This is a genomic window from Bradyrhizobium sp. KBS0727 (assembly GCF_005937885.2).
GTDB lineage: Bacteria > Pseudomonadota > Alphaproteobacteria > Rhizobiales > Xanthobacteraceae > Bradyrhizobium.
Map to the genome: position 1 here is coordinate 6,763,855 of NZ_CP042176.1, position 24,873 is coordinate 6,788,727.

The following is a 24,873-nucleotide window of genomic DNA, read 5'->3' on the forward strand; positions in this document are numbered from 1 at the left end:
GTATTGGCGAGCCTTGGCCGTGCCGTTCGCACTGGAGACGGCCGCCGCTCCAACGGTTACGAACTTTGACGACTCAAGAACGGCCACTTTGCGCGGCGGGTTCAATTGCTGAACGAGATCATTCCGCTGCCAAAACATCGGCCGCTGACACCGCAGCGCGTTCAAGCTCCACCAATGCAGCGCGCGACGCTCAATCAGTTGTCGAGCGAAACTGCGCTCCCGAACCGGAGCCGCATCGCGGAATGTCGTAGAGAAAATCGCAAAATATCGTAGCTTTGGCTGGGTTCGCTTCCGGTCGCGCGCCTGCTGTCCGGGAGCCTGCTGCTTTTATTTTTTGCCTGCCAATACCGCCCGTCTGCTTGTTGGTATTTCTGTTGGTATCGGCAGCAATCGGCGACGAAAATTATTTCAAATTCAATTAGTTAGGGTATTAGGCGATTGTCGGCCAGGGGCACCAGTCTACGCTGCTTTGCAGCTTCGCCTTGGCACAGCCAGTCTTCGCCGCTACGCGGCTTCGCCTGGAGGCCAATTCAACTTTATGGTGCGTAGAGGCGAAGACTGCCCGGCGTAGCCGCGTCGGCCGTAGCAGGATTGTGCCGTCAGGTCGCGAGTTTGCCCTCGTCAAATTGATCGGCGACGTCTGGAGCTTCGTCACCCTTCGTACGCCCAAATCAGAGCGCAGCCGTTCGAGTTATGCCGCTTTTTCCGTAGCGCGAAAGTTTTTCGCAGTTCGCCTAACCAGGCTTAGGAAGTTACGAACCACTGCTGAAGGGTCGCCGCGGCGCGATGCGAGAGTCAAAACGGCCTTCGGTTGCGCGGCGCCCTTGAGCCGACGGTAAGCTACACCGTCCATCGCCATTCGCTGCATCGAAGCCGGCACGACAGAAATGCCAAGTCCGGCAGCGACGAGACTCAGCGCCGATGTGATGCGGGGCGCTTCCTGGCCAAGGCGTGGGCGGAAGCCTGCCTTGAGGCATGCCGCGGTCGTCTCGTCATACAGTCCCGGCCCATGTTGGCGCGCGTAGACGATGAAGGTTTCGCCGGCGAGGTCTTTCAATGACAATAGAGCGTCGCCGCCGTCGTTCTGAGCCAGCGCATGAGCGTTGGGCAACGCCACCACCATCGGTTCCTCGATCAAGGAGTCGATGACAAGGTGCTCCGGCTCGGCCATAGGCGTTCGTAGAAAAGCTGCGTCCATCTGCTCGTCTCGGAGCCGTTTGAGGAGCTCCGGGCTGAGGCACTCCTCCAATGTCAGGCTCACCAGCGGGAAGGCCTCCCGGAACGCGCGGATGACACGCGGCACGAATGGATGAAATGGACCGGTGGGCGTAACGCCCACGCAAAGCCGGCCCTGCTCGCCTCGCGCCGTGCGCCGCGTTGATTCGATTGCTCGCTCGTTTTGCGCGAGCATCGCGCGCGCATTGTCGAGGAAGACGCGGCCGGCTTCGGTCAACTCGACACCGCGCGCCTTGCGGCGAAAGAGCTGAACGTCAAGTTCGCGCTCGATCGCCTTGATCCGTTGGCTGAGCGGCGGCTGCTGGATCCCGAGGCGTTCGGCGGCGCGCGTGATATGTCCTTCTTCAGCGACGGCGATGAAATACCGGAGATGTCTGAGCTCCATTGTCATATCCAATTCAATATGAATTTCGCTATTTCCATATTATAGCTCGTCTTTCTTGAAAATGGTAATCTGGCCTCTGTTTGGGGAACATTGACGCCAAGGCCGTCCTGCAACGGTGTCCCCTAAAGGCCGGGAGATCCGCCATGAAGCTTTTGCGCCGGCAATTCCTACAGCTCACAGCGGGTGCGGCCTTCGCGCCAATTCTATCGACGGCTGCGTCGGCGCAAACCTATCCGACGCGGCCGGTGCGCGTGATCGTTCCCTACGCAGCCGCCGGTCCGACCGACATCCTGGCGCGCCTCACCGCGCAAAAATTGTCCGAACATCTCGGAAAGCAGTTCTACGTCGAGAACGTCGGTGGAGCCGGTGGCAATATCGGCATGGGTCAGGGCGCGAGAGCGGCACCCGATGGTTATACCGTCCTTGTGGTTCCGCCAAATATCGTCGTCAACCCGGCCATGTACGACACGGTACCCTACGATCCCTATAAGGACTTCGACCCGGTAACGATTGCCGTTACCTCGCCCACGGTGCTCACGGTCCATCCGTCACTGGCAGTCCGGACCGTCAAGGATCTCGTTGCATTGATCAAATCCAGTCCCGCCAAATACAGCTTCGCTTCTCCGGGGACCGGGACACCTCCACATCTTGTCGGCGAGCACTTCCGTCTGTTGCTCGGCCTCGACCTCGTGCACGTGCCCTTCAACAGCGCTGGCCTGGCGGTCGGCTCGACGCTCGCCGGGCATACGCCGATTGCCTTCACCTCGTTGCCTCCGGCCGTGTCGCAGATCAATGAAGGCAAGCTGCGCGCGCTGGCTGTTACCAGCAAGATGCGGTCGCAGGCACTGCCGGAGGTGCCCAGCATGGTGGAAGCCGGCTATCCTGAAGTAGAGGGCGAGGGATGGTTCGCGTTCATCGTTCCGGCCGGAACGCCGAAGGAGATTACCTCGCTGCTCCATCGCGAGATCGTCAAGATCATCGCGCTGCCGGACATCATGGAGAAAATGACGGCGCTTGGCTTCGTGGCGGTCGGCAATACACCTGACGAGGCTGCTGCCCTGTTCAGGACCGAAGGCGCCAAATGGGCAAAGGTGATTCGAGAGGCAGGGATCAAGACTCAGTGATGCCGCGTCACTGCGAATAGTGTCGGCACTTGTAGATTTGAAAGGGTTTTCGCATGCAGAATTTCGGTCATTTCGTCAGCGATTTCGTCCGATCCAAATCCCCGGTGAACCGATTACTCCCCAGGGCCAACTAGTCAGCAGCTTCGTCCATGAAAACCATATCCCCGGCAACCCAGTGTCGCCCGGTGACCTCGTCAGCGATTTCGTCCATACGCTGGAGCAAGTCGGACCACCCATCACCCCGCAAGGCCAGATCGTCAGCGACTTCGTCCACGAGCTGCACAACCCGACCACGACGTCGATTGGACTTGGCGCAGACGGCTTTTTGATTACCTGAAGGCACACCAAAGCGACAGGCAAGGGCACGACGAGTTGGTTCTGATCCTTTGGATCGGTCACCGGAACGCCGGCGGGAATTGTCTTCCCATCTCCATTTTTGATTTCCGCGCCCGAAAATTTGGCGATCGATGCGGATCAAGATGATTGAGTGACTTTGGCTCTTGCACTCACTGGAAGCTTTTGGACTTTACTGTGGTCGGCCCGTTCATCACGGGTTCAGTCCAAATGACCAAGCTGGCTTGGTCGCAACGCCAGCAGGAACCCTCATGACGTTGTGGACGAAGAGTCACCTCCAAGGGAGCAAGTTCATGATTAATCGGCGTCTCGCACTCGGAATGATCGCGGCAATCACGACGATCGACGCGTCTCGCGTCGCCTTCGCGAAGGAGAAGCACCATCTTAATGGGAAAGACCTGCTTGGCGACAGAATCAAAAAGAATGGCAAGCACAAGATCCATACGACCGGGAAGAACGTCGATGTCTTTGCCGAAGTGAACAACGGCAAGGTTACCGCCGTTACCGCCGCTGGAATGCAGGTGAAGAAAGTCAAATCTCGTCAGAAGCTGGCTGAGACGACCCCTGGCATAACGCTTGCGAGCATGCGAATCGCACAAGCCGACGTCTACTACTACGGCTATTGGGTGTATGACGATCTCACTGATACCTACATTTGGTTTCCGGTGGACTACGTGATCGTCGATTCATCCTGGATCGAGTACACGGCTTAGGCAGCAGTGCGCGGGTCAGGCGGGCGATCAGCGCCCACCTGACCGGCGTCGTGCGCCGTTGCGAATTGTAGCGTCCGGGAAATAGCCCCCGCGCGCTATTGCCACGCCAGCAACGAACGCTCGAGGCGGTTCATCAGGGTCGTTACCCCGAGGCCCAGGAATGCGAGCAGAAACAGAATGCCCATGACGCCGTCCATGTGGAACGTCGACTGCAGATAGGCCAGCGTTTGGCCTAGCCCGTGCTCGGCCGCGATCAGCTCGGCGCCGACGACCCCGAGCAGCGCGAAGATGAGACCAAGGCGCAATCCCGAAAAGATCACCGGAACAGCGGAGGGCAACGTCACCTTGAAAAAGACCTGCCGCTGGGTTGCGCCGAGCGCTTTCGACAGCACCAGGTGATCGCTGTTGACCCCGCGGATGCCGGCGAGGGTCGCAGACAGCACGATGAAGAAGGTGAGGCTGACGCCGACGGCGACCTTCGAACCGATGCCCAGTCCGAACCAGAGCAGAAAGAGCGGCGCCAGCGCGATGCGCGGCATCGCGTTGAGCAGGGTCAGATACGGTTCCGCGGCGCGATGGAACGGCGGCAGCATCGCGAACACCAGACCGAGCGCGATCGCACAGACGCTGCCGGCGACAAAGGATATCGCTGCCGCCAGCAGGGTGTAGCCGAGTTCGAGCCAGAGCTTTCCGCCAACGGTAAATCCCTTCCAGAGGAAGCCGGCGATTCCGGAGGGGCGGCCGAAGAAGGTCGGATCGAGCAGCCCTCGCGAAGAGGCCAGTTCCCAGACACCGATCAGCACCACGATGAAGGCGGCGTGAGCGGCCAGGGTCAGAAGGCGGCTAGTGGTCTGCATGGCCCATGCCTTGTTCGAGCAGACTCCAGAGCTGGGCGTACAGCGCATGAAATCGCGGATCCTTCTGAAGCGCCCGGACATGCCGCGGCCGCGGCAAGTCGATCGGCACGTCGGCAATAATTCGTCCGGGACGCGCGCCCATCACGATGACGCGGTCGGACAGCGCGACGGCCTCGGCGAGATCGTGGGTGACAAAGACGACCGTCCTCTGATTGGCCGACCACAGGTCCATCAGCACGTCTTCGAGCTGCAACTTGGTCTGTGCGTCGAGCGCGCCGAACGGCTCATCCATCAGAAACACCGGACTGTCGAGCGCGAACGTACGCGCCAGCGCGCAACGCTGGCGCATGCCATGCGACAGCGCTTTCGGGTAGCGGTCGGCGAAATCGGCGAGGCCGACGCGACTGAGCAGATCGCGCGCCCGCTCCTGGCGCGCTGCCTTGGGGACGTCACGGATCTCCATGCCGTAGGCGGCGTTGCCGAGCGCCGTCCGCCACGGCAGCAGGCTGTCGCGCGCCAGCATGTAGGCAATGTCCGGATTTCCGGGACGCGGCGGCCTGTCAAGGACGCGGACGTCGCCTTCGGGCTGCTCGTGCAGCAGGCCTGTCAGCAGGTTGAGAATCGTGGTCTTGCCGCAGCCGCTGGGGCCGACAAGCGAGACGAACTCGCCAACGTCGAGCGAGAAGGATACGCGATCGACAGCCAGCACCGGCGATTCCGTCCGGGCGCCGAAGCGAACGGACAGATCGCGGACCTCGATGGCCTTTGTCGATTTCGCAACGACAAGCCGTGGCTTGGCGGGGGCAGCGGATGGCCGGGTCACGGCGTCTTCCTCCGTCAGGGCGCGTTGCCGTAGAGCAATTTTCCGGTGTCGAACTTGGCCTCGATCTGCCTGGTCGCCAGCATGTTATCGGCGATCTGCTGCAAGGCAAGTCGGCTTACACCGGCCTTGTAGGCGGGAATCGCATTCTTGAGCGAATACGCCATGACTTCGTCGCCTTTCGGCATATTGAACTTGAAATAGCTTTGCGCAATCTTCAGCGCCTCGTCGAAATTCCCGGGGTCCTGCAGAAAGGCCTCGGCGTCCTTTGCCGCGGCGATCAGCGCGTCCTGAACGTGAGGTGTCTTGTCGATCGCCTCCTGGCTGACCACCATGTTCGAAGACGCACCGTTGGTTCGTGCGATCGCGGCCGGCTCCTTGGTCTCGAATGCGCGGAAGATCGTCTTGCAGGTCTTGAGCACATCGCACATCGAGCCCGATGGCTCGAACGTCATGCTGGCATCGATCTGCCTGGAAGTGAGGGCGCCGTACGAGGTATCGGGCGCGCCGACCGCGACAAAGGTGAAATCCTCCGCTTTCAGTCCGGCGCCCTCGGCGAGCAGGCCGAACTGCAGCTCGCCGCCCGATCCGCGCGCGGGCACGCCGATCTTCTTGCCCTTGAGATCCGCCATCAGCGCCGGATAGCCTTTTGCCGCATTAGGGGCATCGAGATCGTTTCGGATGACGATGTGGAACACGTTGAGGGTCGCCCCGCTCAGGATGATCTTCAGCGCAGCACCCTTGATCGATGCGTTGATCAGGACCTCCGGCGGAAAGAAGCCGACATCGATGCTCTTGGCCAGCAGCGCCTGGGCGCCCAGCGGACCGGAGGGGATCATCTGCAACTGGCATTTGATGCCGTGCGCTTCGCAGTAGCCCTTCGACACCGCAATGCGAAAAAGCATGTTGCCGATACCGGGATAGTCCTGAATCTTGACGATCTCGCCCTTGCCTTGCGCGCTGGCGGCCGTCGCGGACGCGCACAAAACCGTCAGCGCCAGCGCGCCGATCCATCTTCCCGACTTCATCCGAATTTCTCCCTGCGCCAATCCAACCTGGCGACACGTTGCATCGCGCTGCGCTAGTCTATTCGAGCGGCACGCCCTCGAGCGTGATCCGGTGCATCAACCGCCGCTCGCCGTGATAATCGTTGATGGCGAAGTGCCAGGTGGCCCGATTGTCCCAGAACGCGATCGAGCCTTCGCGCCAGCGGAAGCGGGTCTGAAATTCCGGCCGTGCCGCGTGCGCGTACAGGAAATCGAGCAGCGGCTTGCTCTCTGCCGCGGTCCAGCCTTCGAAGTGGAGGGTAAATCCCGGGTTGACATAGAGCGTCTTGCGGCCGGTTTCCGGATGGCGCATCACCACCGGATGGCTTGCGTCCTGCGCCGCAGCGGCGGTGTTGCCGAGCCGATCGCCCGCGTTCTTGACGTATTCCGATGCCGCGCCGAAGACATGACGGCTCGAATGCACCGCGCGCAGCTGTTCAAGCGTCCGCTTCAATCCGTCGGACAAGGCGTCATAGGCGTGGCTCATGCTGGCGAACAGCGTATCGCCGCCGAACGGCGGCACTTCGCGCGCAAGCAGGATCGAGCCGAGTGCCGGGACCTGGTCGTAGCTGTGGTCGGTGTGCCAGCCGCCGCCGATATTGGACTTCTGTTCCGGCTCCTTGCGCACTTCGGCGATCTGGGGATAGCCCGGCGCGGCCTTGAAAAACCGGTTGATGTTGATCTGCCCGAAACGCTCCGCGAACGCGATATGCTGCTCGGGAGACAGATTCTGCTCGCGGAAGAAAATGACGCCATACTCGTTGAAGGCCGCGCGCAATTCCTCGACGTCGGAATCCTCGAGATCGCGGGACAAGTCGATCCCGAGAATTTCGGCTCCTACAGCGCCAGACGTTGGGCGCGCCTCAATACGGCTATTGCGCATGACTTCCCTCCCGTTTATGTTGCTATCTAGAACTGTAATTCTATTTTTAGTCTAGGCGCAAGCCTTTTCCTGCACCGGGGAGCTGACGTGAACGAGCAGATCATCATCGACTGCAATATTCCCGGGGTGAAACCGGCGCAGCAGCAGCGTAGCCGCGAGTTGATGGTCAGCCTCGTCAACGAGGGGCTGGCGCTTTTGAACGACCACGATTTCGACACGCTGTCGATCGAAACGATCTGCGAGCGGTGCAATACCACCACCGGCTCGTTTTATGCCCGGTTCGAAAGCAAGGAAGTCTTCGTCACGGCGCTGCAGCGCCTGGTCGTCGAGGATACACGCATCAACATGGTCGCAAATTTTCAATCCAATCGCGCCCCCCGCGACTCCCTTCCCTATCTGCTGGCATGGATCGTTAAAGGCGCCGTGACGTGGCATCGGCGCAACGAGGGGCTCGTGCGCGCCTGTCTGCGTCGTGCCGGAAGCGATCCGGGTATCTGGACCCCGATGCGCGAACTCGGGGAGTTGCAGGTCGATCTCGCGCTACCCCAGATTCTCAACCTGCTGCCCGGGCGAACCAGCCATGCCGAGAAACAATACGTACTGTTCGCCTTTCAGATCCTGCACGGAACGCTGAACAACATGGTCCTGATCAATCCAGGACCGTTTACGATTCACCACCCGAATACGGCACGAATGCTGGCGACGGCGATGCGCAACCTGATTGAGGGGCGTGATCGTTAGCGTAATGCAGTTGTCGTGAGCGGCTTTCCGAGCTCCCGCTCGCGATCTTGGCTATCGCAATCCCGTCTATCGACCGGACCGCCATCCGCTGATCGAGCTTGGTCGGCTCAGCCGCATATTTGGGTTCATGTGGGGCGACGATGTTGGCGAACAGCAACCCGCCGCCAAGACCGGCCGCGATCGCCACCGCCACGGTTCCCACGCCTGCGAAATAGGCCGTCGATGTGCGCATGGTATCGGCTCCCTGATTCACGCGGGCAACGCGCTGGATGGCGCCGATGTTCCGGGAAAATGGAGCGGAGCCGGTTGGAACCGGCGACGCCTGCGACCGTCGCAGCGCCTCAGATCATAGCGCCTCAGATCATGGAGGCGACTTTTTCCAGCCCGATGATGCGGGCGAGCGAGCGCACTTCGCTCTTCTGGTCTTCACGCAACTGGAACAGCAACGGCATCGCCGCCGATTTCAACTGCTGGACTTCCGCGGCGTCGGGATCGATCGGCACGCCGCCGGCGTTCGGATTGGCCTGGCGGCCGGAGTGGATCTTGCGCGCGACGGCGCGCAGCGCGCTCTCCACCGGCGGCCAGTAGGATTCCTGCGCGGCCGACAATTTCAGCCGTTCCTTGATGCCGGCGATCTGGATGTCGCTCAGCAGCGCGTAGTTTTTCTGCGGCTGCGGCTTGGCGGCGGCCTTCGGCTTCGGCGGCAAGGCGGCGGCGGGCGCCGCGGCAGATGAAGTGGCAAGCGCACCGGAAGGCGCAATCTCCTGCGGCACTACGAGCGCCTGCGGCACGCCAAGGTCGGCGGGTGACGTCGATGCGTAGGCCCGGCGCAGCGACTCGCTGAGCGCGGGGTCGGTCTGCACCCGTTCGGACGCTCTCGGATCGAACGCGGCCAGCGCCTGGCTGACGACGGCGAGCTTGTCTTTCTTGCTTTCCCGGTTCGCAACCGGAGGCTGATCGGGGGAGACGGAAGCCAGTTCGAAGCGCGCCAGGGGCACACTGTCGCGACCGAGAATGCTGGTGGCGGCGGCGCCGACCACGAGAAAACAGGTCAGCGCGACGATGGTCATGGCTCTGGTCAAAAAAGTCTCCATCCGCCCTTGCCGGTGTTCGATAACTGAAGGGTAATTAAGGCTTTACCATGCCGGCCGGCCGGCCAGTCCCGCTGTGAATTATCGGGAATCGCACCAAAATGATACGGAATCAGGCGGCGATGGCGAGCTCATAGGCCTCCTGGATATCGGCAACGATATCGGAGGCCTCCCAGAGCGCGTCGGGTGCGACCGAGCGCAAGCTGATGGTCCAGTTGCTTTTTCCGGTGCGGGGCATGCTGACGATGTCGAATTCGACGTTGCGGCAGAGCGGATGACGGTCGAGCGCGCGCATCACCCGCCACCTGATCTCGTCGAGGGTTGCCGGCGTCTTGGCCAAAAACTGATCGAGGTCCATATCGCGCCCTCATCCATTGCGGTCAGCCCGGCCGTGGCGGCGGGCCATCCTGTGGGGCTATTGTTGGGACGGATTTGGTTAACGGCCGGTTAAACCCGGACGCAGGCTGAGGGCGCCGCGACACACCCCAATGGCGGACACGACATCAGCAACGGCAACGGCCGCGACCGAACCTTCGGTCCGCGCCGCGCTGATCGCGGCGATCGCGGTCTCGGCCGTCACGCTGGGCATTGCCACCTTCGAATTATCGATGTCCGACTGGCCGTCGGGCTTCGTACTGCTGGTGCTGTTTCCCTCGACGGCGCTGACGTTCATCGGCTGCGGCCTGTGGTCGATGACACTGCTGCTGCGTATCCGGCGGCACGGTGCGAAGTTCGCAGGCCCGTTCCTGGTCTACGCGCTGACGCTCGCCGCCCTGGTCTACGCGCCGCTGCAGGAGATCGCCTTGCAGCGGAATTTCGACTGGCACCGGACCAGCCGCGAACGCATCGTGGCCCGCGTCGAGGCCGGCGAACTCAAGCCCAATGTCACTTATAATGAAAACCTGATCGCGCTCGGCGCGCGCGAGGCCAACGTTTCCGCCGGCGGCAACGACATCGTCGTCGACCAGACCAACGAAGGCACCTATGTGCTGTTCCTGACCTCGCGCGGCCTGAAGCATTATTTCACCGGCTTCCTGCACGTGCCCGCGGGCGCCGACCCCAAAGACTTCTTCGAATTCGACGACAAGCCGCCAAGCCGGCTCGTGCGCTACGACAAGGACTGGTATTTTGTCGCGAACTAGGCGTGTACTCATTAAGCGGCCGGCCGCCTCATGTCCGGTCAACCCCCAACAGCGGCCCAATTGCGGACATTCTCTGGAGTCGCAGATGGGCCAATACCGACCGTGAGTTCACTTTTGCCGGCTACCATCCCGATGCCGACTACCATCCCGACGCACCTGGGGCATCACAGGGAGGTCGCGCCCTATTCGCGGCTAACTTCGATGGCCGAGCGCTGGGGCCCCTGGTTCGACAAGCTGCGCCGAGCACGGATCGCAGAATTCGGCGGCGTGCCGTTCGCGTTGTCGCCAGGAGAGTTTCGCGATTCGCGGCTTCACCGCCAAGTAGAGTAAAATCGTCAAGGCGAGCGGCAAACATCAGGGCTAGAGCCCAGTGCGTGAGTGGGTTCGAGAGTTCCGCGAGTATTTGCGAGCCTACCGGGCCTATGTCTCGGCCAACCTTGGTGGGGCAGAGCGGTGATGGCTGCATTTCTGTGGCTTGCGGCGATGTTTGCTCCGCTCGGATTAAGGGCGATCGTGGAGTTGCCGACTTGGATCGCGATCGCCTGGACGGTCGGCTGTGCGCTGCTCAGCTATGTCGTTGCGCCGTTTGGCATATGGAGACATCAGCGCGCTCAGATCGAGAGCTCGAGCCGGCCTGACGAGAAGTAGTCGCTGCGCGTCTTGCGAGGGAAGCTCACGGGTGGCCCAGCGCAGCCGAAGGCGGCAATCTCTTCGAAAGATATTGCCCCCAACATCTTGTCATCAGACGGTGGGTGGATTCTATTATATACTGTTTGTAGCAGGGTCCCTGGGCAGTTCATACCAAAGGTATCATCCGAACAATTGCTCATGCGCTTGGCCCAGGCACAGCTGCAATCATTTTTGCAGTTCGAAGCTGGCCGACGCATCGCAGTTCACTAGTCTAGGAGCGGGCTTGTAAACAAGGAGGCCGACCATGACCGCAATCTCCTCTTCACCCACCCGGCGCAGCCTTCTCGCAGGGTCAGCCGCAACTGGTGCCGTCAGCTTGCTTCCAATACATTTCGTCGCCGCACGCGCGCAATCGAAGCAAGGAGGGTCCCCGCTTGGTACGACCAAAGCCGACGCAATTCTTCCCTTCCGCGTCAATGTCCAGGGTGAAGACCTCGCTAATCTCCGCCGGAGCCTCGCGGCCACGCGCTGGCCCACCAAAGAGCTCGTTGAGGATCGGTCGCAGGGTGTGCAGCTGGCGACGCTGCGGGCGCTCGCCCGCTACTGGTCGACTGAGTACGACTGGCGCAAGTGCGAGGCACGGCTGAACGCGCTGCCACAGTTCACGACCGTGATCGACGGGGTGAAGATCCATTTCATCCACGTCAAGTCCCGGCATGAGAACGCGCTGCCGCTGATCATGACGCACGGCTGGCCTGGCTCGGTCATCGAGCTCCTCGATACCGTCGGTCCCCTGACTGACCCGACCAAGTATGGTGGCACTCCCGACGATGCATTCCACCTGGTGCTGCCGTCCTTGCCTGGCTACGGCTTCTCGGGTGAGCCGACCGAACTCGGCTGGGACACCGCGCGCATCGCGCGTGCGTGGGCGGTGCTGATGGATCGCCTCGGCTACACGCGCTACGTCGCCCAGGGTGGCGACGTAGGAGCGGCAGTAACGGATGCGATGGGGCGCCAGGCACCCAAGGGACTTCTCGGCATCCACGTCAACTTGCTCGCGGGTGTGGCGGCAATGTCCGACAAGCTGCCCGCAGAATCCGAGAAAGAACGCGCGGCGCAGAAGGCGGCCGCGACGTTTAGGGCGAGTGGCTTTGGCTACTTCCTGGAGCAGTCGACGCGGCCACAGACGATCGGCTACTCCCTGCTGAATTCACCCCTCGGGCTCGCGAGCTGGATGCTCGACCATGACACGGACAGCTACTACAAGATTTCCCGAGCGTTCCTGGAGGGTAAGCCCGCGGGCAATCTCACCCGCGACAGCATCCTCGACAACATCACGCTGTACTGGCTGACGGGCACTGGGGCCTCGGCCGCACGGTGGTACTGGGAGGCCGGACAGGCCGCAGCCCGTGCGGCCGGCAAGTCTCCTCCTGCGGTCGCGGTTCCCGTGGGATTTACGACGTTCCCCGGCGAAATCTTTGCTGCGCCCCGAAGTTGGGTCGAGATTATGTACCCCGGCCTCGCCTACTTCAGCGAGGTCGAACGTGGCGGACATTTCGCCGCCTGGGAGGAGCCGAAGCTGTTTTCAGATGAGGTACGCGCAGCCTTCAGATCATTGCGCAAATAACGGACCAGAGGCTCGACGCCGACGATGTCGAGCACGCGCGTCAGATTGTAGGTCAGCGCACACCGCGCCATCTCCGTGGCGACCTTCGGCAGCGTCTTGCACAGGAAGTTCGCCCGGCTGGGCGGCAGGAATGCATGTCTGTAAATTCTAACAGCGGACATCGATGGCGACTAGGTCAGCTTTACGACAAACTTGCCGCCAACTACCTCGCCTTCGTGCAGCTCGCTTCGATCAGGATATGGCTCGGCGCTAATGAGTCCACGTCCTAGCCGATCCGAACGCGTGCGCTCGCCGCCCGGTACTCCGCCAGGGTGCGCGCGATCATCTCGTCGACGGGCAGCACCTCCGTAACGCCTGACGTCGCGTGCCCGCCGCTCCAGATATCCTTCCAGCGTTTTGGGCGGTTTTCGCGGGCGCCGATGTCGATGTCCTTGCCGATGTCGATCGCACCGCGCGCCGGCAGGTCGTCGGGGTCGAGGCCGGCGGCTTCGATCGAGGGCCGCAGCATGTTGGTCTGCAATCCCGTAAACGCCGTGGTCAGCAGGATATCGTCGGCGCTGCTGGCGACCAGCATCTCCTTGTATCTGATATCCGCCATGCTCTCGCGGGTGGCGATGAACTTGGTGCCCATGTAAGCGAGGTCGCAGCCGAGCGCCTGGGCTGCGCGCAGCGCGTGGCCGTCGCTGATGCCGCCGGCAAGCACCAGCGGGCCGTCGAAGAACGCCCGCACCGCGCGCACGAACACGAACGGATTGAGCCAGCCGGTCTGGCCGCCCGCGCCCGCCGTCAGCAGCACCAGCCCGTCGGCGCCATCAGCCACCGCGCGTTCGGCGTGGCGGATACTGGCGACGTCGGCGAACACGATTGCGCCGGCATCGTGCAACGGCTTCAGCACCGGCGCCGGCGATCCGACCGACGTAATCACCATCTCAGGCTTGTGACGCAACAACACTTGCAGATCCTGCTCCAGCCGCGCGTTGGAGCGGTGCACGATCAAGTTCGCGCAAATCGGCGCCGCGGGCTTGCCGGTCTCGTCGGAATGCCGGCGCAACCGGCTTTCGATCTCGCTCAACCATTCGTCGAGCTGCTCGGGGCTGCGGCAGTTCACCGTCGGGAATGAGCCGATCACGCCGTTGCGGCATGCGGCTACCACGAGCTCGACGCCGGAGACGAGAAACATCGGGGCTGCGATCAGCGGCAGGCTGAGACGGTCGCGAAATCGCGCAAGCGGATCGATTGTTGGCAAAGTGGTTCTTCCCGGCTTGAGCAGCGTTCTTGTTGTGCTAGCGTTGCCGCTAACTCTGGCACGACAGAAGCAAAAGAAAAAGCATAAGGGAGTCATTCGAATGAGCAATCCGCTCTACGCGTTTCCGACGACATGCGAACAGACGCTGCGGGCGCTGGCGCGCTACCCGTCGCGCACGGCGTTCCGTTGGCCGGGCGGATCGATCACCTATCAGGGCGCGACCGACATGATCGGCCGCATGCAGGGCATCTTCATGAAATTCGGGTTTGCGCCCGGCACCCGCGTCGCCTTTCTCACCGCCAACCGCGCCGACACCTGGTGCGCTGGCGTCGCCGCGCAATTGTCGCGGCTGTCGATCACCTGGTTGCATCCGATGGGTTCGCTGGACGACCAACTGTTCCAGCTCGAGGATTCCGAAGCGCAGATGCTAATCGTCGACGGCGTCACCTTTCGCGACCGCGGCGGCGAGCTCGCCGCCAAAGCTACCCGCCTGACGACCGTGTTCACGCTCGGCCCGGCCTCTTACGGCGCCGATCTTCTCGCGGCGATCGAAGCCGCCGGCAGCGCCGCCGCGCGCTCGTTCGCCGGGCCTGACGATATCGCCACGCTGAACTACACCGGCGGCACGACCGGCAAATCCAAGGGCACAGTGCGCACCCACCGCGAATTGGGCGGCTTCGCCAACGCGATTCTGGCCGATTTCGAAATTCCGCAAACGCCGAGCTATCTCGCGGTGGCGCCGATCAGCCATGTCGCGGGCACCAAGGTGCTGCCGACCCTGATGCGCGGCGGCACCGTGCACATGCTGAAAGGGTTCGATCCCGAGGCGGTGTTCAGGACCATCGAACGCGAAAAGATCAATTTCACTTTGTTCGTGCCGACCATGATCTACGTCATGCTCGACCATCCATCGCTGCCCAAGACCGATCTCTCCTCGCTCGAACTGCTGCTGTATGGCGCTTCCGCGATGTCGCCGAGCCGGCTGGTCGAGGGAATCGAGCGGATCGGGCCGGTATTCTCGCAGCTCTACGGCCAGACCGAATGCTATCCGGTGTCGGTGCTGCGCAAGGCCGATCACGATCCCAAAACGCCGGAACTGTTTCTGTCCTGCGGCTTCCCCATCGCGGCCTGCGAGGTCAGGATTCTGGACGACAACGACCAGGAAGTCGCGATGGGAGAAGCCGGCGAGATCTGCGTGCGCGCCACGCATGTGATGGCCGAATACTGGAAGCGGCCGGAGCAGACCGCCGAAACCCTAAGGAGCGGCTGGCTGCACACCGGCGACATCGCGCGCAAGGACGAGCGCGGCTACATGTTCATCCTCGACCGCAAGAAGGACATGATCGTCTCCGGCGGCTTCAACATCTTTCCGCGCGAGGTCGAGGATGTGCTGTCGCGGCATGCCGATGTCGCGATGGTCGCCGTGGTCGGCGTGCCCGACGACAAATGGGGCGAGGCCGTCACCGCGGTGGTGGTGCCGCGCGACGGCGCCCGGCCGAACGCGGACGAGCTGATTGCGCTGGTCAAGGCGCGCAAGGGTTCGACCCACGCGCCCAAGCACATCAAGTTCGTCACCGAACTGCCGATGACCGGCGTCGGCAAGGTCGACAAGAAGGTGCTGAAGGCCGGCTTTTGGACCGGCCGCGACCGGATGGTGGGGTAATGTCTTCTCCCTTGCCCAGCGCTTGCGGGGCGAGGGAGAAGTGATGCCAAGCCTCAGCCGGCCAGACGACGTTGGGAGCCCGCCTTCGACTTCTCGAAGTCGTTGGGAACCTCGATATCGACTTCCAGCGTCGAGACGGTCTTGCCGCGCTCCAGCCGGACGATCACCTTTTCCGGATCGAGCTTGACGTGCCTCGACACGACCGCGAGGATTTCCTCGCGCAGCGTAGCCAAGAGATCGGGCTGGCCGAGCAGCCCGCGTTCATGTGCCAGCAGGATCTGCAGCCGCTCCCGGGCGACGGGGGCGGAAGCAGCGCGGCCACCGAAGAAGCGCAGCAACTTCATGTTCATGCAGCCCTCCGTCCCAGCAAGCGGTCCATGAAGCCCTTGCGCTCGACCGGCACCACCATGGCGATTTCCTCGCCCATCAGGCGGCGCGCGGCATCGACATAGGCGCGGGCCGGCGCGCTGTCGGCATTGTTCAGCGTCACCGGCGAGCCGACATTGGACGCCTTGAGCACGTCCTGGCTCTCGGGAATGATGCCGAGCAGCGGGGTGGCCAGAATTTCGAGGATGTCGTCGATGGTCAGCATCTCGCCGCGCGCGGCGCGCGCCGGATCGTAGCGGGTGATCAGGATGTGCTTCTTGACCCGCTCGCCCTTCTCCGCCTTCACGGTCTTGGAGTCGAGCATGCCGATGATGCGGTCGGAGTCGCGCACCGAGGAGACCTCGGGATTGGTGACGATGACGGCCTCATCGGCGTAACGCATCGCCAGCGTGGCGCCGCGCTCGATGCCGGCCGGGCTGTCGCACAGGATCCAGTCGAACCGGGACGAGAGCTCGGCGATGATGCGGCCGACGCCCTCTTCGGTCAGCGCGTCCTTGTCGCGGGTCTGCGACGCCGGCAGCAGCCACAAATTTTCCAGCCGCTTGTCGCGGATCAGCGCCTGCGAAAGCTTGGCGACGCCCTGCACGACATTGATGAGGTCGAACACCACGCGGCGCTCCGCCCCCATCACCAGGTCGAGGTTGCGCAGGCCGACGTCGAAGTCGACCACGACGACGCTTTGACCGCCTTGCGCCAGCGCCGCACCGAGCGCGGCCGTGGAGGTGGTTTTTCCGACACCACCCTTGCCGGATGTAACGACCAGGACTTTGGCCATACGTAATCTCCTTGAGCGTTAATTCAGCGGGGTAATTTTCATGGTGTCGCCTTGCAGCCAGGCCTGTGCCGGGCGGTTGCGCAACGACGCGTCGATTTCTTCCGCGGTCTGGTAGTAGCCGTCGATGGCGAGCAGCTCCGCCTCGATCTTCTGGCAATAGATTCGTGCGGCCGAGTTGCCGTTGACACCCGCCATCGCGCGGCCGCGCAGCGTGCCGTAGATGTGGATCGATCCGCCGGCGACGATCTCGGCACCCGAGCCGACCGACCCCAGCACCGTGACGTCGCCGTCGATGAAGACGATCGACTGGCCGGAGCGCACAGGGCTTTCGAGCAGCAGCGAGGTCGGCTTCGGCTTGGGTTCTTCCCTGGGTTCCTCGACCTTTGGCGCCGGTTCGTTTCGCGTGATGACGCAGGCCCGTCCACCGGTCAGCAACGGCGGCATGCTGGCCGAAAGCCGGCTTTCGTCCACGCCCTCGATGCCGAGGACGCGAATGCCGCGCTCATCGAGGCTGCCGACGAGATGGCTGATCGCCGCCGCGCTGAGATCGACGGAAGCGAGATCGAGCACGATCGGCTTGCCGACGAAATAACCCGGCGAGCGCGCCAGCGTGGCGTCGATTTCCGAAAGCCATTCGACGATCGGCACGACGGGGCTGAATACGAACGCGACATAGGAACGGCCGCGAAGCCGTACCAGTTGACGCGTGGGATCCGCTCGGACGTCCATGTGTTCGACTCGCCTTTCTTATTGAATGGTTAAGAATCAACGAAGTTGGTTAACGAGTGATTAATGCGCGGTGAGTTATTGACCGAGCGCCAGGCGGCGCGCGGCACCAGCGAATGCGGCGGAGGTGCGGCAGCCTTTTGGTTCGCTCCGACCAAACATCAGGCCGCATACTAATATCAGCCGGCCCGCACCGGACGCGGCCAGGCTATCGACTGACAAAATCACTCACTTTGGTCACGTTTCGAACCTAAATTCGTCCTCGCGCAGTTCCATCAAAAACAGGTGATCTGTCGGAAATATTCCCGACAACTCATTCCGTTATGTCAGCGGACATTTGCCGGGGGACGGGCAATGGAAGCGATGGGAAGCGTATGGCCGCGAGACCTGATTTCGCAGACTGGCGTCGTCCGCAGTGGAAGCGACGCCCGGGCCCCTGACTCGAATCTTGCCGCGAGACGTCGCGCCAGCGGCGGGACGGCGATCGATTCAGTGCGCCGCTGCTCGCAGCTTCCGGTCGTCGCGTAACCTGTCCCGTATCATGAGGAGTAAGCGTATGAGTACCTTGAGTGAGCAAGACCACCTCAATCCCCGCGACCCCCGCTATTACGCGCCGCGATGGTTGCGTGAAAGATCAGGCTCCCGCTCGCTGCAGGAAGCCGGCGCGGACACGCCGTTCTCGCCAGCGTCCTTCGATTCGGAACTCGAGAGCGCCGTATCCGATGCGCTGCGCCATCCGCTCGATCCCGAGGTCATGCACGAACCCGGCTATTCCAACGAGCTGGAGCCGCGCACAGCCCTGCGGACCATCACCGTGCGCTTCGCCGCCGCAGTCGGCGTCTCGGCCCTCGTGGCGCTGTTCTTCGTCGTCATCGTGCCGGCGTCGCGACAGGCCGATGGCGAAACATCCGGCGCTTCCGGGATCGTGCAGTCGATAAAGACCGCCTTGTTCCAGCCCGGCGCAACCGACAACGCGCCGCCAGCTGCGACCGACGAGTTCCAGGCCCTGCTGGCCTCGGCGCAAGCCAGCAAGCCCGCGCCACAAGGCCAGTCGGGACAGTTGCTCAAGCAATTCATGCAATGGCGCCAGAAGCCGAATTCAGCCGCGCCATAGCGCCGATAGACCATCCAGACGGAGGAAGCTAAAATGCCTGGGAACCAGTACTCGCCGATCCAGTTCTCACGGAGTTTGCCATGATCTCGCGCAGGATATGGCTGCTGCTGCTGGGCGCCGTGCTCGCCGGCACGGCCAGCGCCGGCGCCGGCGACAACACCGATATCGTGCGCGATCTCGCGGTTCGCGTCGGACCGGTGATCGGTTCGGCACTGGCCTGCCGCGACATCGCACGCCCCCGGATTCAGGCCGTCGTCGAGAAGTTCGCGGTCGTGATCCGCGACGCCTCTTCGAACGAAGCCGAACGTTCCGACCTCAGCCAAGTGCTCGACCGCAGCGTCAATGACGGCCGCACCGCGGTGACGGCAGGAAGGATCGATTGCAAGGTCGCCGACCGCCAGCTCGCCGATCTCGAACGGTCGGTCGCTGGTCCCAGCCTGTCCAGCGTCATCGGACCGTCCAGCGCTGCCGCCGCCACCTCGATTGCGCCGGTGGCCGCCGGTCCGGCCCCGCGCGGAATCAGCGAGCGGGAAATCCGTTTCGGGATCGCCGCCCCGTTCTCCGGCTCCGCCCGTGAACTCGGACGCCAGATGAAGCTCGGCATCGATACCGCCTTCAACCGGGTCAACGATGCCGGCGGCGTCGACGGCCGGATGCTCAAGTTGTTCGCCGCCGACGACGGCTACGAACCCTCGCGCACCGGCGAAGCCATGAAGCAGCTCTACGAAAAGGACCAGGTGTTCGGCATCATCGGCAATGTCGGCACGCCGACCGCGGCGGTGGCGGTGCCCTACGCGCTGGAACGCCGGATGCTGTTCTTCGGCGCCTTCACCGGCGCCAACGTGCTGCGCAACGATCCACCGGATCGCTACGTATTCAACTATCGCGCCAGCTATGCCGAGGAAACCGACGCCGCCGTCCGCTACCTGGTCAAGCTGCGCAAGCTGCAACCGCGCCAGATCGCGGTTTTCGCGCAGCAGGATTCATACGGCGACGCAGGCTTTGCCGGCGTCGCCAAGGCGTTTCGTGCGCTCGGCGTCAGCGATACCGCGATCGTGCGGCTCAACTACGCCCGCAACACCGTCGACGTGGACGAGGCCGTCAACCAGTTGAAGACCCAGAAACCGGCGATCCGGGCGGTGGTGATGGTCGCCACCTACCGGGCCGCGGCGCGATTCATCGAGAAGACCCGCGATCTCTATCCGGCGATGATCTATTCCAACGTGTCGTTCGTCGGCAGCACGGCGCTGGCCGACGAATTGAAGCTGTTGGGGCCACGCTACGCCAACGGCGTCATCGTTACGCAGGTAGTGCCGGCGGTGTCGGGCTATTCGTCGGCGGTGCTCGAATACAAGAACGCGCTCGCCAAGTATTTTCCGGGCGAGGCGCCTGACTATGTCTCGCTCGAGGGCTATATCGCCGCCAATGTGCTGATCCAGGCGATCAAGCGCACCGGGCCGCAGCTCGATACGGAAAAGCTGATCGACACGCTGGAGGCGACGCGCAATCTCGACCTCGGTCTCGGAACCGCGCTCGGCTTCGGCCGCTCCGAACACCAGGCGTCGCACAAGATCTGGGGCACCGCGCTTGACGAAAGCGCCCGCTACCAGCCGATCGAGCTCGAATAGAATAGCGTTTTCAAGCGAAGTGGCCGCCGGTTCGCGTCAAGAAAACGCGTCAGAACAAAAGAGCAGAGCCCGGTTCTGATTCAATCAGAACCGAGGCTCTAGCGCTTTTCGATCACCAGGCTCTGGACGGCGCGGCCGAAATAGCCGCGCGCGTCGGCCAGCCGCGCCATCGCAAGGCCGGCACCGTCCGGACCGATCCAGGATTCCGCGTCGAGCAGGATCCAGTCGCCGACCGGCTGGCGCGCGAAATTCACGGTGAGATCGGCGTTGAGAAACGTCCATTGCCGGAAATCCAGCACCGACGAGGTGCCGTTGCAGAAATCCGCGGCGATCATCGCCCGCATCGCCTGCGAAATCGGCGCGCCCTGCACGATCGGCCGGTCGGCGCGATACCAGATCGCGCCGGGCCCCGGCACGCCGAACTTTCCGCGCGCGGCGCGTAGCGACATCCCGGTCACGAACGGGCTGGAGGAGAAATCGACATCCTCGACGGGTAACTGATCCGGCCCCGGCAATTCGACCGGAACGATCGCGGCCTCGGGCGGCAATTCATTCGCCTGCACCTTGATCTTCAGCACGGTCGCCGCGACCACGACGACGCCGTTCGCCGATAGCCTGACCGCACAGAGCTGGATCTTGCGTCCCTCGCGCAAGACCTCGCTCTCGATCGTCAGCGGCGCCACCGGCACCGGCCGCATCAAATCGACGGTGACGCGCGCGATGCGCATCTCGGTCTGTGTCGGGATTTTCTCCGCCGCCCAGACCGCCAGCGCCGCCGGCGGTGAGCCGTGCTGCATGCTCGGGTCCCACGGCCCCGCGGCATTGGGGCTGGTGACGACGCTGTTGCCGTCCACGCGAAAGATGGCGTTCATCAATGAGAGGTCCTGCTGGCTGTCCATGTCAGCTTCTTGCCTGCTCGACCCGCGGGAGTCGAGGGCGCGGCGGTGCCGATCGTTTGCAGGATACGGCCAAGTATTCCGCGCAACGGAAACGCGCGCGGCCTGCATCAGATGAACGTCATGCCGCCGTTGAGGACGATGGCCTGACCGGTCAGGCGGCGGGCTCGTAGAACAGCACGACATTGCCATTGGCGAAGGGGCGCGACTTGGCGAGCTTCATCGGCAGCTTGCGCTGGACGCCTTCGAACAACGTCCGGCCTCGGCCTACGACGAGCGGATTGAGCACGATCTGGTATTCGTCGATCAATCCGGCTTCAGCCAATTGGGCGACGACGCTGCCGCTTCCCATCACGACGATATCAGCACCCGCCTGCTGCTTCAGCTTGCGGACCTCCGCGGTCAGGTCGCCCTTCAACAGCGTGGTGTTATTCCAGGTCGCCTGCTCCAGCGTCGTGGAGCATACGAATTTGGGTAAGGCATTGAGCCGCTCGGCGACAACCGGATTGCTTTGCAACGCTGTAGGTGTCGACCAGAAGCTCGCCATCAATTGGTAGGTTTTCCGTCCGAACAGCAGCTGGCCGCCGCCGCTGGCGTTCTCCTTCACGAAGGCCTGCCATTCCGGATCCTGCTTGTGGGCCCAGCTCATGTCGCCGTTGGCGTCGGTGAAGTATCCATCAAGCGACATCGCATTGTAGACAACCAGTTTTGGCATGTTCAGCTTTCCTTAGTTGAATTTGCGGTGGATCATTCGCGCGCGTTACCGATCACTTCACTTCGGACAGGTGCTCTGTGGCACCCTCCAGCCAGCGCAGCGATCCCGGTGTCGTCAGCATCTCGCCGGATTCGAGCAGCGTCTTCAGTCCGGAGAGGATCATCGGCCAGCCGCCGTAGAGCTGATCGTTGGCGCCCTCGCGCAGTTGATCGTGGGTGACGGTGAGCCGGCAGGAATCGCCGACCGGTACAATCTCCCAGGTGATCCGCGACGTGCCCTCGGCCTTGACGTCGTCGCCCCAGACCGCGCGAAAGTTCTGCACCAGCCGGCGCGGCGGATCGACTTCCAGATTCTCACCCTCGAAAATCAGGTTGCCATGGCCGCGGCCCTCGTAGCGCGACCCCCGGGCCCAGTCGGATGTGACGACGGCGCCGAAAGTATATTTGCTGCGCATCTCGGTATCGGTGATGGCGTGCCAGAGACGCTCGGGTGTCGTCTTGATGTAGATCTCGAAAACCTTCTCCATCGTCTTCTCCAGTTCGCGCTTGAGGTCGCTCAGTCCGGCGGCCCAAGGCTCGGCGTATTTGCTCACCCAGCGATCGTGGACGAGGCGGATCGGAACCGGGTTCAGAAAGTGCAGCTTCTCGCGGCCGCGCCGTTTGCTGACGACGAGGCCGGCCTCCTCCAGCACCTTGAGGTGTTTCATCACCCCAAAGCGTGTCATCGGCAGCCGCTCCTGCAGCGCGCTTAGCGTCTGTCCGTCTTCCCGGAACAGTTCGTCGAGCAGGTTTCGGCGGGTCGAGTCCGCGAGGGCCCTGAACACAGCATCCATGCGCCAATAATAGGTGACCATTTAGTCACCTGTCAAGCGAAACTGAACCCTTTCGGCTGGAGCCGCAGGTCAGCGCTTCTCCGTCACCAAGGGATTCACAGGAGTGAAGCTCTCAAATGAACGCCATGCCGCCATTGAGGACGATGGTCTGCCCGGTCATGTAGTCGTTGCCCAGCACCATCGTGACGGCATGCGCCACCTCAGTGGCCCGCCCCATGCGGCCGAGCGGGATGTTGCGCGCGAGATCAGTCCGGCCGCGCATCATGTCGGTTTCGATCAGCGACGGCGCCACCGCGTTGACGGTGATGCCCTCTTTCACCAGCCGCGCCGCGTAGCCGCGCGTCAGCCCCTCCATGCCGGCCTTGGAGGCGTTGTAGTGCGGGCCGATGGCACCGGCGCCGCGCGCCGCGCCTGAGGTGATGTTGACGATGCGGCCCCATTTGCGCGCCCGCATCGCCGGCAACACCGCCTGCGTGCACAGAAACGCCGATTTCAGGTTGACCAGGATAGTTCGATCGAAGTCGTCCTCGGTCAGTTCGTCGACGCCGCGCACGATGGCGATGCCGGCATTGTTGACGAGAATGTCGACCGGACCGAGCGCGGCTGCGACCTGTTCGACCATCGCCGTCACGGCCGCGGCCTGCGACACATCGGCCGCCACCGGCATCGCGCGGCCGCCTTTCGCCGTGATGGCGGCGACGATGGCATCGGCGTCTTCCGCCCGTTGGCGATAGTTGACCGCGACCGCGGCGCCGGCGTCCGCCAGCGCCACCGCGACCGCCGCCCCGATGCCGCGGGAAGCGCCCGTCACCAGCGCGACATGCCCGCGAAGATCCTGTCCAGCCATCGATCCAACCTCACCCGCCATGAACGACGCGTACGACTATATCATTTGGTGCCGAACATGCGGTCGCCGGCGTCGCCAAGACCCGGCACGATGTAGCCGTGGTCGTTGAGCTTCTCGTCGATGGCGGCGGTCCAGATCGGGAGGTCGGGGTTCTCGCGCTGGAATTGCGCAATCCCTTCAGGTGCGGCGAGCAAACAGACAAAGCGGATGTCGCGGGCGCCACGGGTCTTGAGCAGGGTGGCGGCCGCACAGGCCGAATTGCCGGTCGCAAGCATCGGATCCATCAGGATCACCGTGCGATCCGACAGGTCCTGCGGCGCCTTGAAGAAGTATTGGACGGCCTGCAAGGTCTCGGGGTCGCGGTAAAGCCCGATATGCGCAACGCGCGCCGAAGGCACCAAAGCCAGCATTCCGTCCAGAAATCCGACGCCTGCACGCAGGATCGGCGCGAACGTCAATTTCTTGCCGGCAATCGCAGGCGCCTTCATGGGCAAAATCGGCGTCTCGATATCCACCAACTCGAGCGGGAGATCGCGAGTGACCTCGTAGCACAACAGCGTCCCGATCTCGTTGAGCAGTTCCCGAAAGCCCTTGGTCGAACGGTCGCCTTCGCGCATCAACGTGAGCTTGTGCTGGACCAGAGGATGAGCGACGAGATGGACGTTGCTGGCCGTCATGAAATTCCTTCCGGCGTTGGGTCCGCCCGGTTATCAAGCGTTGCCTGTGGGCCAAAACGCCTTATAGCGTTTTCGCGGGCCGTCGTTTCGGCTAAAGAAAGAGCATCAAATCCGATCAGAACCGAAACATTCTCGGGCTGGCGTTAGCCCGGGAAAGCAACGAACAAGCCGTCGCGATGAAGCTTTACATGTTCTACGTCGGCGGCAATTGCGGCAACTCGAATGTCGAGTTGCACGACGTGCGTTTTTCGATCGGGGAGACGCCGGAGGATTGCCACGATGATTTGCGCAAGCAGTGGTGGGGCGATCCCGGAAGCCTGCATCTGGACTGCTGGGGAGCGGTCGAACAGGCCGACGGGTTCGATATCGTGTTGACAAAAGACGCCCGGCAGCAAGGAGCCGACAGATTATTCTTCGTCAATCTCGGCGGCTACGATCCCGCCGAGTTCAACGAGTTGCACCGCAACGTCCTGCTGGTGGCATCGGATGCGAAGGCAGCAAAGGCAAAGGCGCTAACACAGATCGCTGGCTGGTCGCTGCCGCACAAGGATCGTCTGTTCGAGGTCGAGAAGGCGATCGACGTCACCGCACAACTGCAGGCGTACGGATATTCCCTGAGCCTGAAGCCGGCGACCCAGCAAAAGCGCTTCAGCTTCGTCTGCGATTATCTGCCGATCGCGTGACGCATCTCCCCGGATCGGGCATTGCAGATCCGGGG

General features: G+C 62.8%; 27 protein-coding genes and 1 pseudogene. 12 read left to right on the forward strand and 16 right to left on the reverse strand.

Translation table 11 applies throughout. The annotated features are described in order from the left end of the window. Window positions 1–691: 691 nt before the first annotated feature. Window positions 692–1,621, reverse strand: a complete 930-nt coding sequence (locus tag FFI89_RS31695) for a LysR substrate-binding domain-containing protein (protein ID WP_138831397.1) — start codon at window positions 1,619–1,621, stop codon at window positions 692–694. A 143-nt stretch (window positions 1,622–1,764) separates the two neighbouring features. Between FFI89_RS31695 and FFI89_RS31700 the strand changes: the two genes are divergently transcribed. From FFI89_RS31700 to FFI89_RS31710, 3 genes are all read left to right on the forward strand, one after another. Then, the gene (locus FFI89_RS31700) at window positions 1,765–2,745 is read left to right on the forward strand and encodes a tripartite tricarboxylate transporter substrate binding protein (protein WP_138831398.1); all 981 of its coding nucleotides are present in this window, start codon (window positions 1,765–1,767) and stop codon (window positions 2,743–2,745) included. 19 nt (window positions 2,746–2,764) lie between these two features. Further along, entirely contained in the window at window positions 2,765–3,082 is a 318-nt protein-coding gene (locus FFI89_RS31705) for a hypothetical protein (protein WP_138831399.1), read from the forward strand. Window positions 3,083–3,392: 310 nt separating this feature from the next. Further along, window positions 3,393–3,812: a hypothetical protein gene (locus FFI89_RS31710; protein WP_138831400.1), complete on the forward strand. Its 420-nt coding sequence runs from the start codon at window positions 3,393–3,395 to the stop codon at window positions 3,810–3,812. Between the two features lie 95 nt (window positions 3,813–3,907). Here FFI89_RS31710 and FFI89_RS31715 read toward each other — a convergent pair whose 3' ends face one another. Genes FFI89_RS31715 through FFI89_RS31730 form a run of 4 tightly spaced genes read right to left on the reverse strand, consistent with a single transcriptional unit; the run spans window position 3,908 to window position 7,418 of the window. Then, window positions 3,908–4,669 carry an ABC transporter permease gene (locus tag FFI89_RS31715; protein WP_138831401.1) on the reverse strand — a complete coding sequence of 254 codons (762 nt, stop codon included), beginning with the start codon at window positions 4,667–4,669 and terminating at the stop codon, window positions 3,908–3,910. Next, entirely contained in the window at window positions 4,656–5,492 is an 837-nt protein-coding gene (locus tag FFI89_RS31720) for an ABC transporter ATP-binding protein (RefSeq protein ID WP_246669314.1), read from the reverse strand. The genes FFI89_RS31715 and FFI89_RS31720 overlap by 14 nt, the downstream gene beginning before the upstream one ends. Window positions 5,493–5,506: 14 nt before the next feature. Next, window positions 5,507–6,517, reverse strand: coding sequence for an ABC transporter substrate-binding protein (locus FFI89_RS31725; RefSeq protein ID WP_138831402.1), 1,011 nt, complete (start codon window positions 6,515–6,517; stop codon window positions 5,507–5,509). Window positions 6,518–6,575: 58 nt separating this feature from the next. Beyond that, a complete protein-coding gene (locus FFI89_RS31730) occupies window positions 6,576–7,418 on the reverse strand; it encodes a TauD/TfdA family dioxygenase (RefSeq protein ID WP_138831403.1) in 843 nt (280 codons plus the stop codon). 87 nt (window positions 7,419–7,505) lie between these two features. Here FFI89_RS31730 and FFI89_RS31735 point away from each other — a divergent pair, with 87 nt between their 5' ends. After that, window positions 7,506–8,159 (forward strand): TetR/AcrR family transcriptional regulator, encoded by a 654-nt coding sequence (locus FFI89_RS31735; RefSeq protein WP_138831404.1) that lies wholly within the window; start codon window positions 7,506–7,508, stop codon window positions 8,157–8,159. Window positions 8,160–8,515: 356 nt separating this feature from the next. Here the strand turns inward: FFI89_RS31735 and FFI89_RS31740 are convergent, their stop codons facing one another. Beyond that, entirely contained in the window at window positions 8,516–9,241 is a 726-nt protein-coding gene (locus FFI89_RS31740; RefSeq protein ID WP_138831405.1) for a hypothetical protein, read from the reverse strand. A 121-nt stretch (window positions 9,242–9,362) separates the two neighbouring features. After that, window positions 9,363–9,608 carry a hypothetical protein gene (locus FFI89_RS31745; RefSeq protein ID WP_138831406.1) on the reverse strand — a complete coding sequence of 82 codons (246 nt, stop codon included), beginning with the start codon at window positions 9,606–9,608 and terminating at the stop codon, window positions 9,363–9,365. 130 nt (window positions 9,609–9,738) lie between these two features. Here FFI89_RS31745 and FFI89_RS31750 point away from each other — a divergent pair, with 130 nt between their 5' ends. From FFI89_RS31750 to FFI89_RS31765, 4 genes and pseudogenes are all read left to right on the forward strand, one after another. Then, complete coding sequence (locus FFI89_RS31750; RefSeq protein WP_138831407.1) at window positions 9,739–10,392, forward strand: hypothetical protein; 654 nt, start codon at window positions 9,739–9,741, stop codon at window positions 10,390–10,392. A 456-nt stretch (window positions 10,393–10,848) separates the two neighbouring features. Further along, the gene (locus FFI89_RS31755) at window positions 10,849–11,040 is read left to right on the forward strand and encodes a hypothetical protein (protein WP_138831408.1); all 192 of its coding nucleotides are present in this window, start codon (window positions 10,849–10,851) and stop codon (window positions 11,038–11,040) included. 286 nt (window positions 11,041–11,326) lie between these two features. After that, window positions 11,327–12,649, forward strand: coding sequence for an epoxide hydrolase family protein (locus FFI89_RS31760; protein WP_138831409.1), 1,323 nt, complete (start codon window positions 11,327–11,329; stop codon window positions 12,647–12,649). 176 nt (window positions 12,650–12,825) lie between these two features. Further along, window positions 12,826–12,918, forward strand: a pseudogene (locus FFI89_RS31765) (IS5/IS1182 family transposase); the annotation flags it as partial. Here FFI89_RS31765 and FFI89_RS31770 read toward each other — a convergent pair. Next, window positions 12,915–13,895 carry an NAD(P)H-dependent flavin oxidoreductase gene (locus FFI89_RS31770; RefSeq protein WP_371722127.1) on the reverse strand — a complete coding sequence of 327 codons (981 nt, stop codon included), beginning with the start codon at window positions 13,893–13,895 and terminating at the stop codon, window positions 12,915–12,917. The pseudogene FFI89_RS31765 and the gene FFI89_RS31770 overlap by 4 nt on opposite strands. 100 nt (window positions 13,896–13,995) lie before the next feature. Here FFI89_RS31770 and FFI89_RS31775 point away from each other — a divergent pair, with 100 nt between their 5' ends. After that, window positions 13,996–15,558: an AMP-binding protein gene (locus FFI89_RS31775; protein WP_138831411.1), complete on the forward strand. Its 1,563-nt coding sequence runs from the start codon at window positions 13,996–13,998 to the stop codon at window positions 15,556–15,558. Window positions 15,559–15,611: 53 nt separating this feature from the next. On the opposite strand, the gene minE is transcribed toward FFI89_RS31775, so the two are convergent. From minE to minC, 3 genes are read right to left on the reverse strand one after another with little or no spacing between them, the layout of a single operon-like run. Continuing rightward, the gene (minE, locus tag FFI89_RS31780; protein WP_138831412.1) at window positions 15,612–15,908 is read right to left on the reverse strand and encodes a cell division topological specificity factor MinE; all 297 of its coding nucleotides are present in this window, start codon (window positions 15,906–15,908) and stop codon (window positions 15,612–15,614) included. Then, window positions 15,905–16,720 (reverse strand): septum site-determining protein MinD, encoded by an 816-nt coding sequence (minD, locus tag FFI89_RS31785; RefSeq protein WP_138831413.1) that lies wholly within the window; start codon window positions 16,718–16,720, stop codon window positions 15,905–15,907. Before minD ends, minE begins: the two co-directional genes overlap by 4 nt. 18 nt (window positions 16,721–16,738) lie before the next feature. Then, a complete protein-coding gene (minC, locus tag FFI89_RS31790) occupies window positions 16,739–17,449 on the reverse strand; it encodes a septum site-determining protein MinC (RefSeq protein WP_138831414.1) in 711 nt (236 codons plus the stop codon). 553 nt (window positions 17,450–18,002) lie between these two features. Here minC and FFI89_RS31795 point away from each other — a divergent pair. Together FFI89_RS31795 and FFI89_RS31800 are read left to right on the forward strand one after the other, a co-directional pair. Then, on the forward strand, window positions 18,003–18,560 hold the full coding sequence (locus tag FFI89_RS31795; RefSeq protein WP_138831415.1) for a hypothetical protein: 558 nt from the start codon (window positions 18,003–18,005) through the stop codon (window positions 18,558–18,560). Window positions 18,561–18,640: 80 nt separating this feature from the next. After that, the gene (locus tag FFI89_RS31800; protein ID WP_246669315.1) at window positions 18,641–20,188 is read left to right on the forward strand and encodes an ABC transporter substrate-binding protein; all 1,548 of its coding nucleotides are present in this window, start codon (window positions 18,641–18,643) and stop codon (window positions 20,186–20,188) included. Between the two features lie 98 nt (window positions 20,189–20,286). On the opposite strand, the gene FFI89_RS31805 is transcribed toward FFI89_RS31800, so the two are convergent. The 5 genes from FFI89_RS31805 to upp all read right to left on the reverse strand — a co-directional run bounded on the left by FFI89_RS31805 (window position 20,287) and on the right by upp (window position 24,155). After that, window positions 20,287–21,060 carry a thioesterase family protein gene (locus FFI89_RS31805; RefSeq protein WP_138835890.1) on the reverse strand — a complete coding sequence of 258 codons (774 nt, stop codon included), beginning with the start codon at window positions 21,058–21,060 and terminating at the stop codon, window positions 20,287–20,289. A 178-nt stretch (window positions 21,061–21,238) separates the two neighbouring features. Then, window positions 21,239–21,799 carry a dihydrofolate reductase family protein gene (locus FFI89_RS31810; RefSeq protein WP_138831416.1) on the reverse strand — a complete coding sequence of 187 codons (561 nt, stop codon included), beginning with the start codon at window positions 21,797–21,799 and terminating at the stop codon, window positions 21,239–21,241. A gap of 52 nt (window positions 21,800–21,851) precedes the next feature. Further along, window positions 21,852–22,652 (reverse strand): ArsR/SmtB family transcription factor, encoded by an 801-nt coding sequence (locus tag FFI89_RS35475; RefSeq protein WP_371722132.1) that lies wholly within the window; start codon window positions 22,650–22,652, stop codon window positions 21,852–21,854. 91 nt (window positions 22,653–22,743) lie between these two features. Beyond that, on the reverse strand, window positions 22,744–23,478 hold the full coding sequence (locus FFI89_RS31820) for an SDR family NAD(P)-dependent oxidoreductase (protein ID WP_138831417.1): 735 nt from the start codon (window positions 23,476–23,478) through the stop codon (window positions 22,744–22,746). A gap of 41 nt (window positions 23,479–23,519) precedes the next feature. Then, on the reverse strand, window positions 23,520–24,155 hold the full coding sequence (upp, locus tag FFI89_RS31825) for a uracil phosphoribosyltransferase (RefSeq protein ID WP_138831418.1): 636 nt from the start codon (window positions 24,153–24,155) through the stop codon (window positions 23,520–23,522). A gap of 176 nt (window positions 24,156–24,331) precedes the next feature. Between upp and FFI89_RS31830 the strand changes: the two genes are divergently transcribed. Further along, window positions 24,332–24,838, forward strand: coding sequence for a DUF1543 domain-containing protein (locus FFI89_RS31830; RefSeq protein ID WP_138831419.1), 507 nt, complete (start codon window positions 24,332–24,334; stop codon window positions 24,836–24,838). Window positions 24,839–24,873: the final 35 nt, after the last annotated feature.

Excerpts from the sequence above, each read along its gene's own strand:
- FFI89_RS31695 (WP_138831397.1), bottom strand. The coding sequence starts at position 1,621 with ATGGAGCTCAGACATCTCCGGTATTTCATCGCCGTCGCTGAAGAAGGA.
- FFI89_RS31700 (WP_138831398.1), top strand. The coding sequence starts at position 1,765 with ATGAAGCTTTTGCGCCGGCAATTCCTACAGCTCACAGCGGGTGCGGCC.
- FFI89_RS31710 (WP_138831400.1), top strand. The coding sequence starts at position 3,393 with ATGATTAATCGGCGTCTCGCACTCGGAATGATCGCGGCAATCACGACG.
- FFI89_RS31715 (WP_138831401.1), bottom strand. The coding sequence starts at position 4,669 with ATGCAGACCACTAGCCGCCTTCTGACCCTGGCCGCTCACGCCGCCTTC.
- FFI89_RS31725 (WP_138831402.1), bottom strand. The coding sequence starts at position 6,517 with ATGAAGTCGGGAAGATGGATCGGCGCGCTGGCGCTGACGGTTTTGTGC.
- FFI89_RS31730 (WP_138831403.1), bottom strand. The coding sequence starts at position 7,418 with ATGCGCAATAGCCGTATTGAGGCGCGCCCAACGTCTGGCGCTGTAGGA.
- FFI89_RS31745 (WP_138831406.1), bottom strand. The coding sequence starts at position 9,608 with ATGGACCTCGATCAGTTTTTGGCCAAGACGCCGGCAACCCTCGACGAG.
- FFI89_RS31750 (WP_138831407.1), top strand. The coding sequence starts at position 9,739 with ATGGCGGACACGACATCAGCAACGGCAACGGCCGCGACCGAACCTTCG.
- FFI89_RS31755 (WP_138831408.1), top strand. The coding sequence starts at position 10,849 with ATGGCTGCATTTCTGTGGCTTGCGGCGATGTTTGCTCCGCTCGGATTA.
- FFI89_RS31760 (WP_138831409.1), top strand. The coding sequence starts at position 11,327 with ATGACCGCAATCTCCTCTTCACCCACCCGGCGCAGCCTTCTCGCAGGG.
- FFI89_RS31775 (WP_138831411.1), top strand. The coding sequence starts at position 13,996 with ATGAGCAATCCGCTCTACGCGTTTCCGACGACATGCGAACAGACGCTG.
- minE (WP_138831412.1), bottom strand. The coding sequence starts at position 15,908 with ATGAACATGAAGTTGCTGCGCTTCTTCGGTGGCCGCGCTGCTTCCGCC.
- minD (WP_138831413.1), bottom strand. The coding sequence starts at position 16,720 with ATGGCCAAAGTCCTGGTCGTTACATCCGGCAAGGGTGGTGTCGGAAAA.
- minC (WP_138831414.1), bottom strand. The coding sequence starts at position 17,449 with ATGGACGTCCGAGCGGATCCCACGCGTCAACTGGTACGGCTTCGCGGC.
- FFI89_RS31795 (WP_138831415.1), top strand. The coding sequence starts at position 18,003 with ATGAGTACCTTGAGTGAGCAAGACCACCTCAATCCCCGCGACCCCCGC.
- FFI89_RS31800 (WP_246669315.1), top strand. The coding sequence starts at position 18,641 with ATGATCTCGCGCAGGATATGGCTGCTGCTGCTGGGCGCCGTGCTCGCC.
- FFI89_RS31805 (WP_138835890.1), bottom strand. The coding sequence starts at position 21,060 with ATGAACGCCATCTTTCGCGTGGACGGCAACAGCGTCGTCACCAGCCCC.
- FFI89_RS31810 (WP_138831416.1), bottom strand. The coding sequence starts at position 21,799 with ATGCCAAAACTGGTTGTCTACAATGCGATGTCGCTTGATGGATACTTC.
- FFI89_RS35475 (WP_371722132.1), bottom strand. The coding sequence starts at position 22,652 with ATGGTCACCTATTATTGGCGCATGGATGCTGTGTTCAGGGCCCTCGCG.
- FFI89_RS31820 (WP_138831417.1), bottom strand. The coding sequence starts at position 23,478 with ATGGCTGGACAGGATCTTCGCGGGCATGTCGCGCTGGTGACGGGCGCT.
- upp (WP_138831418.1), bottom strand. The coding sequence starts at position 24,155 with ATGACGGCCAGCAACGTCCATCTCGTCGCTCATCCTCTGGTCCAGCAC.
- FFI89_RS31830 (WP_138831419.1), top strand. The coding sequence starts at position 24,332 with ATGAAGCTTTACATGTTCTACGTCGGCGGCAATTGCGGCAACTCGAAT.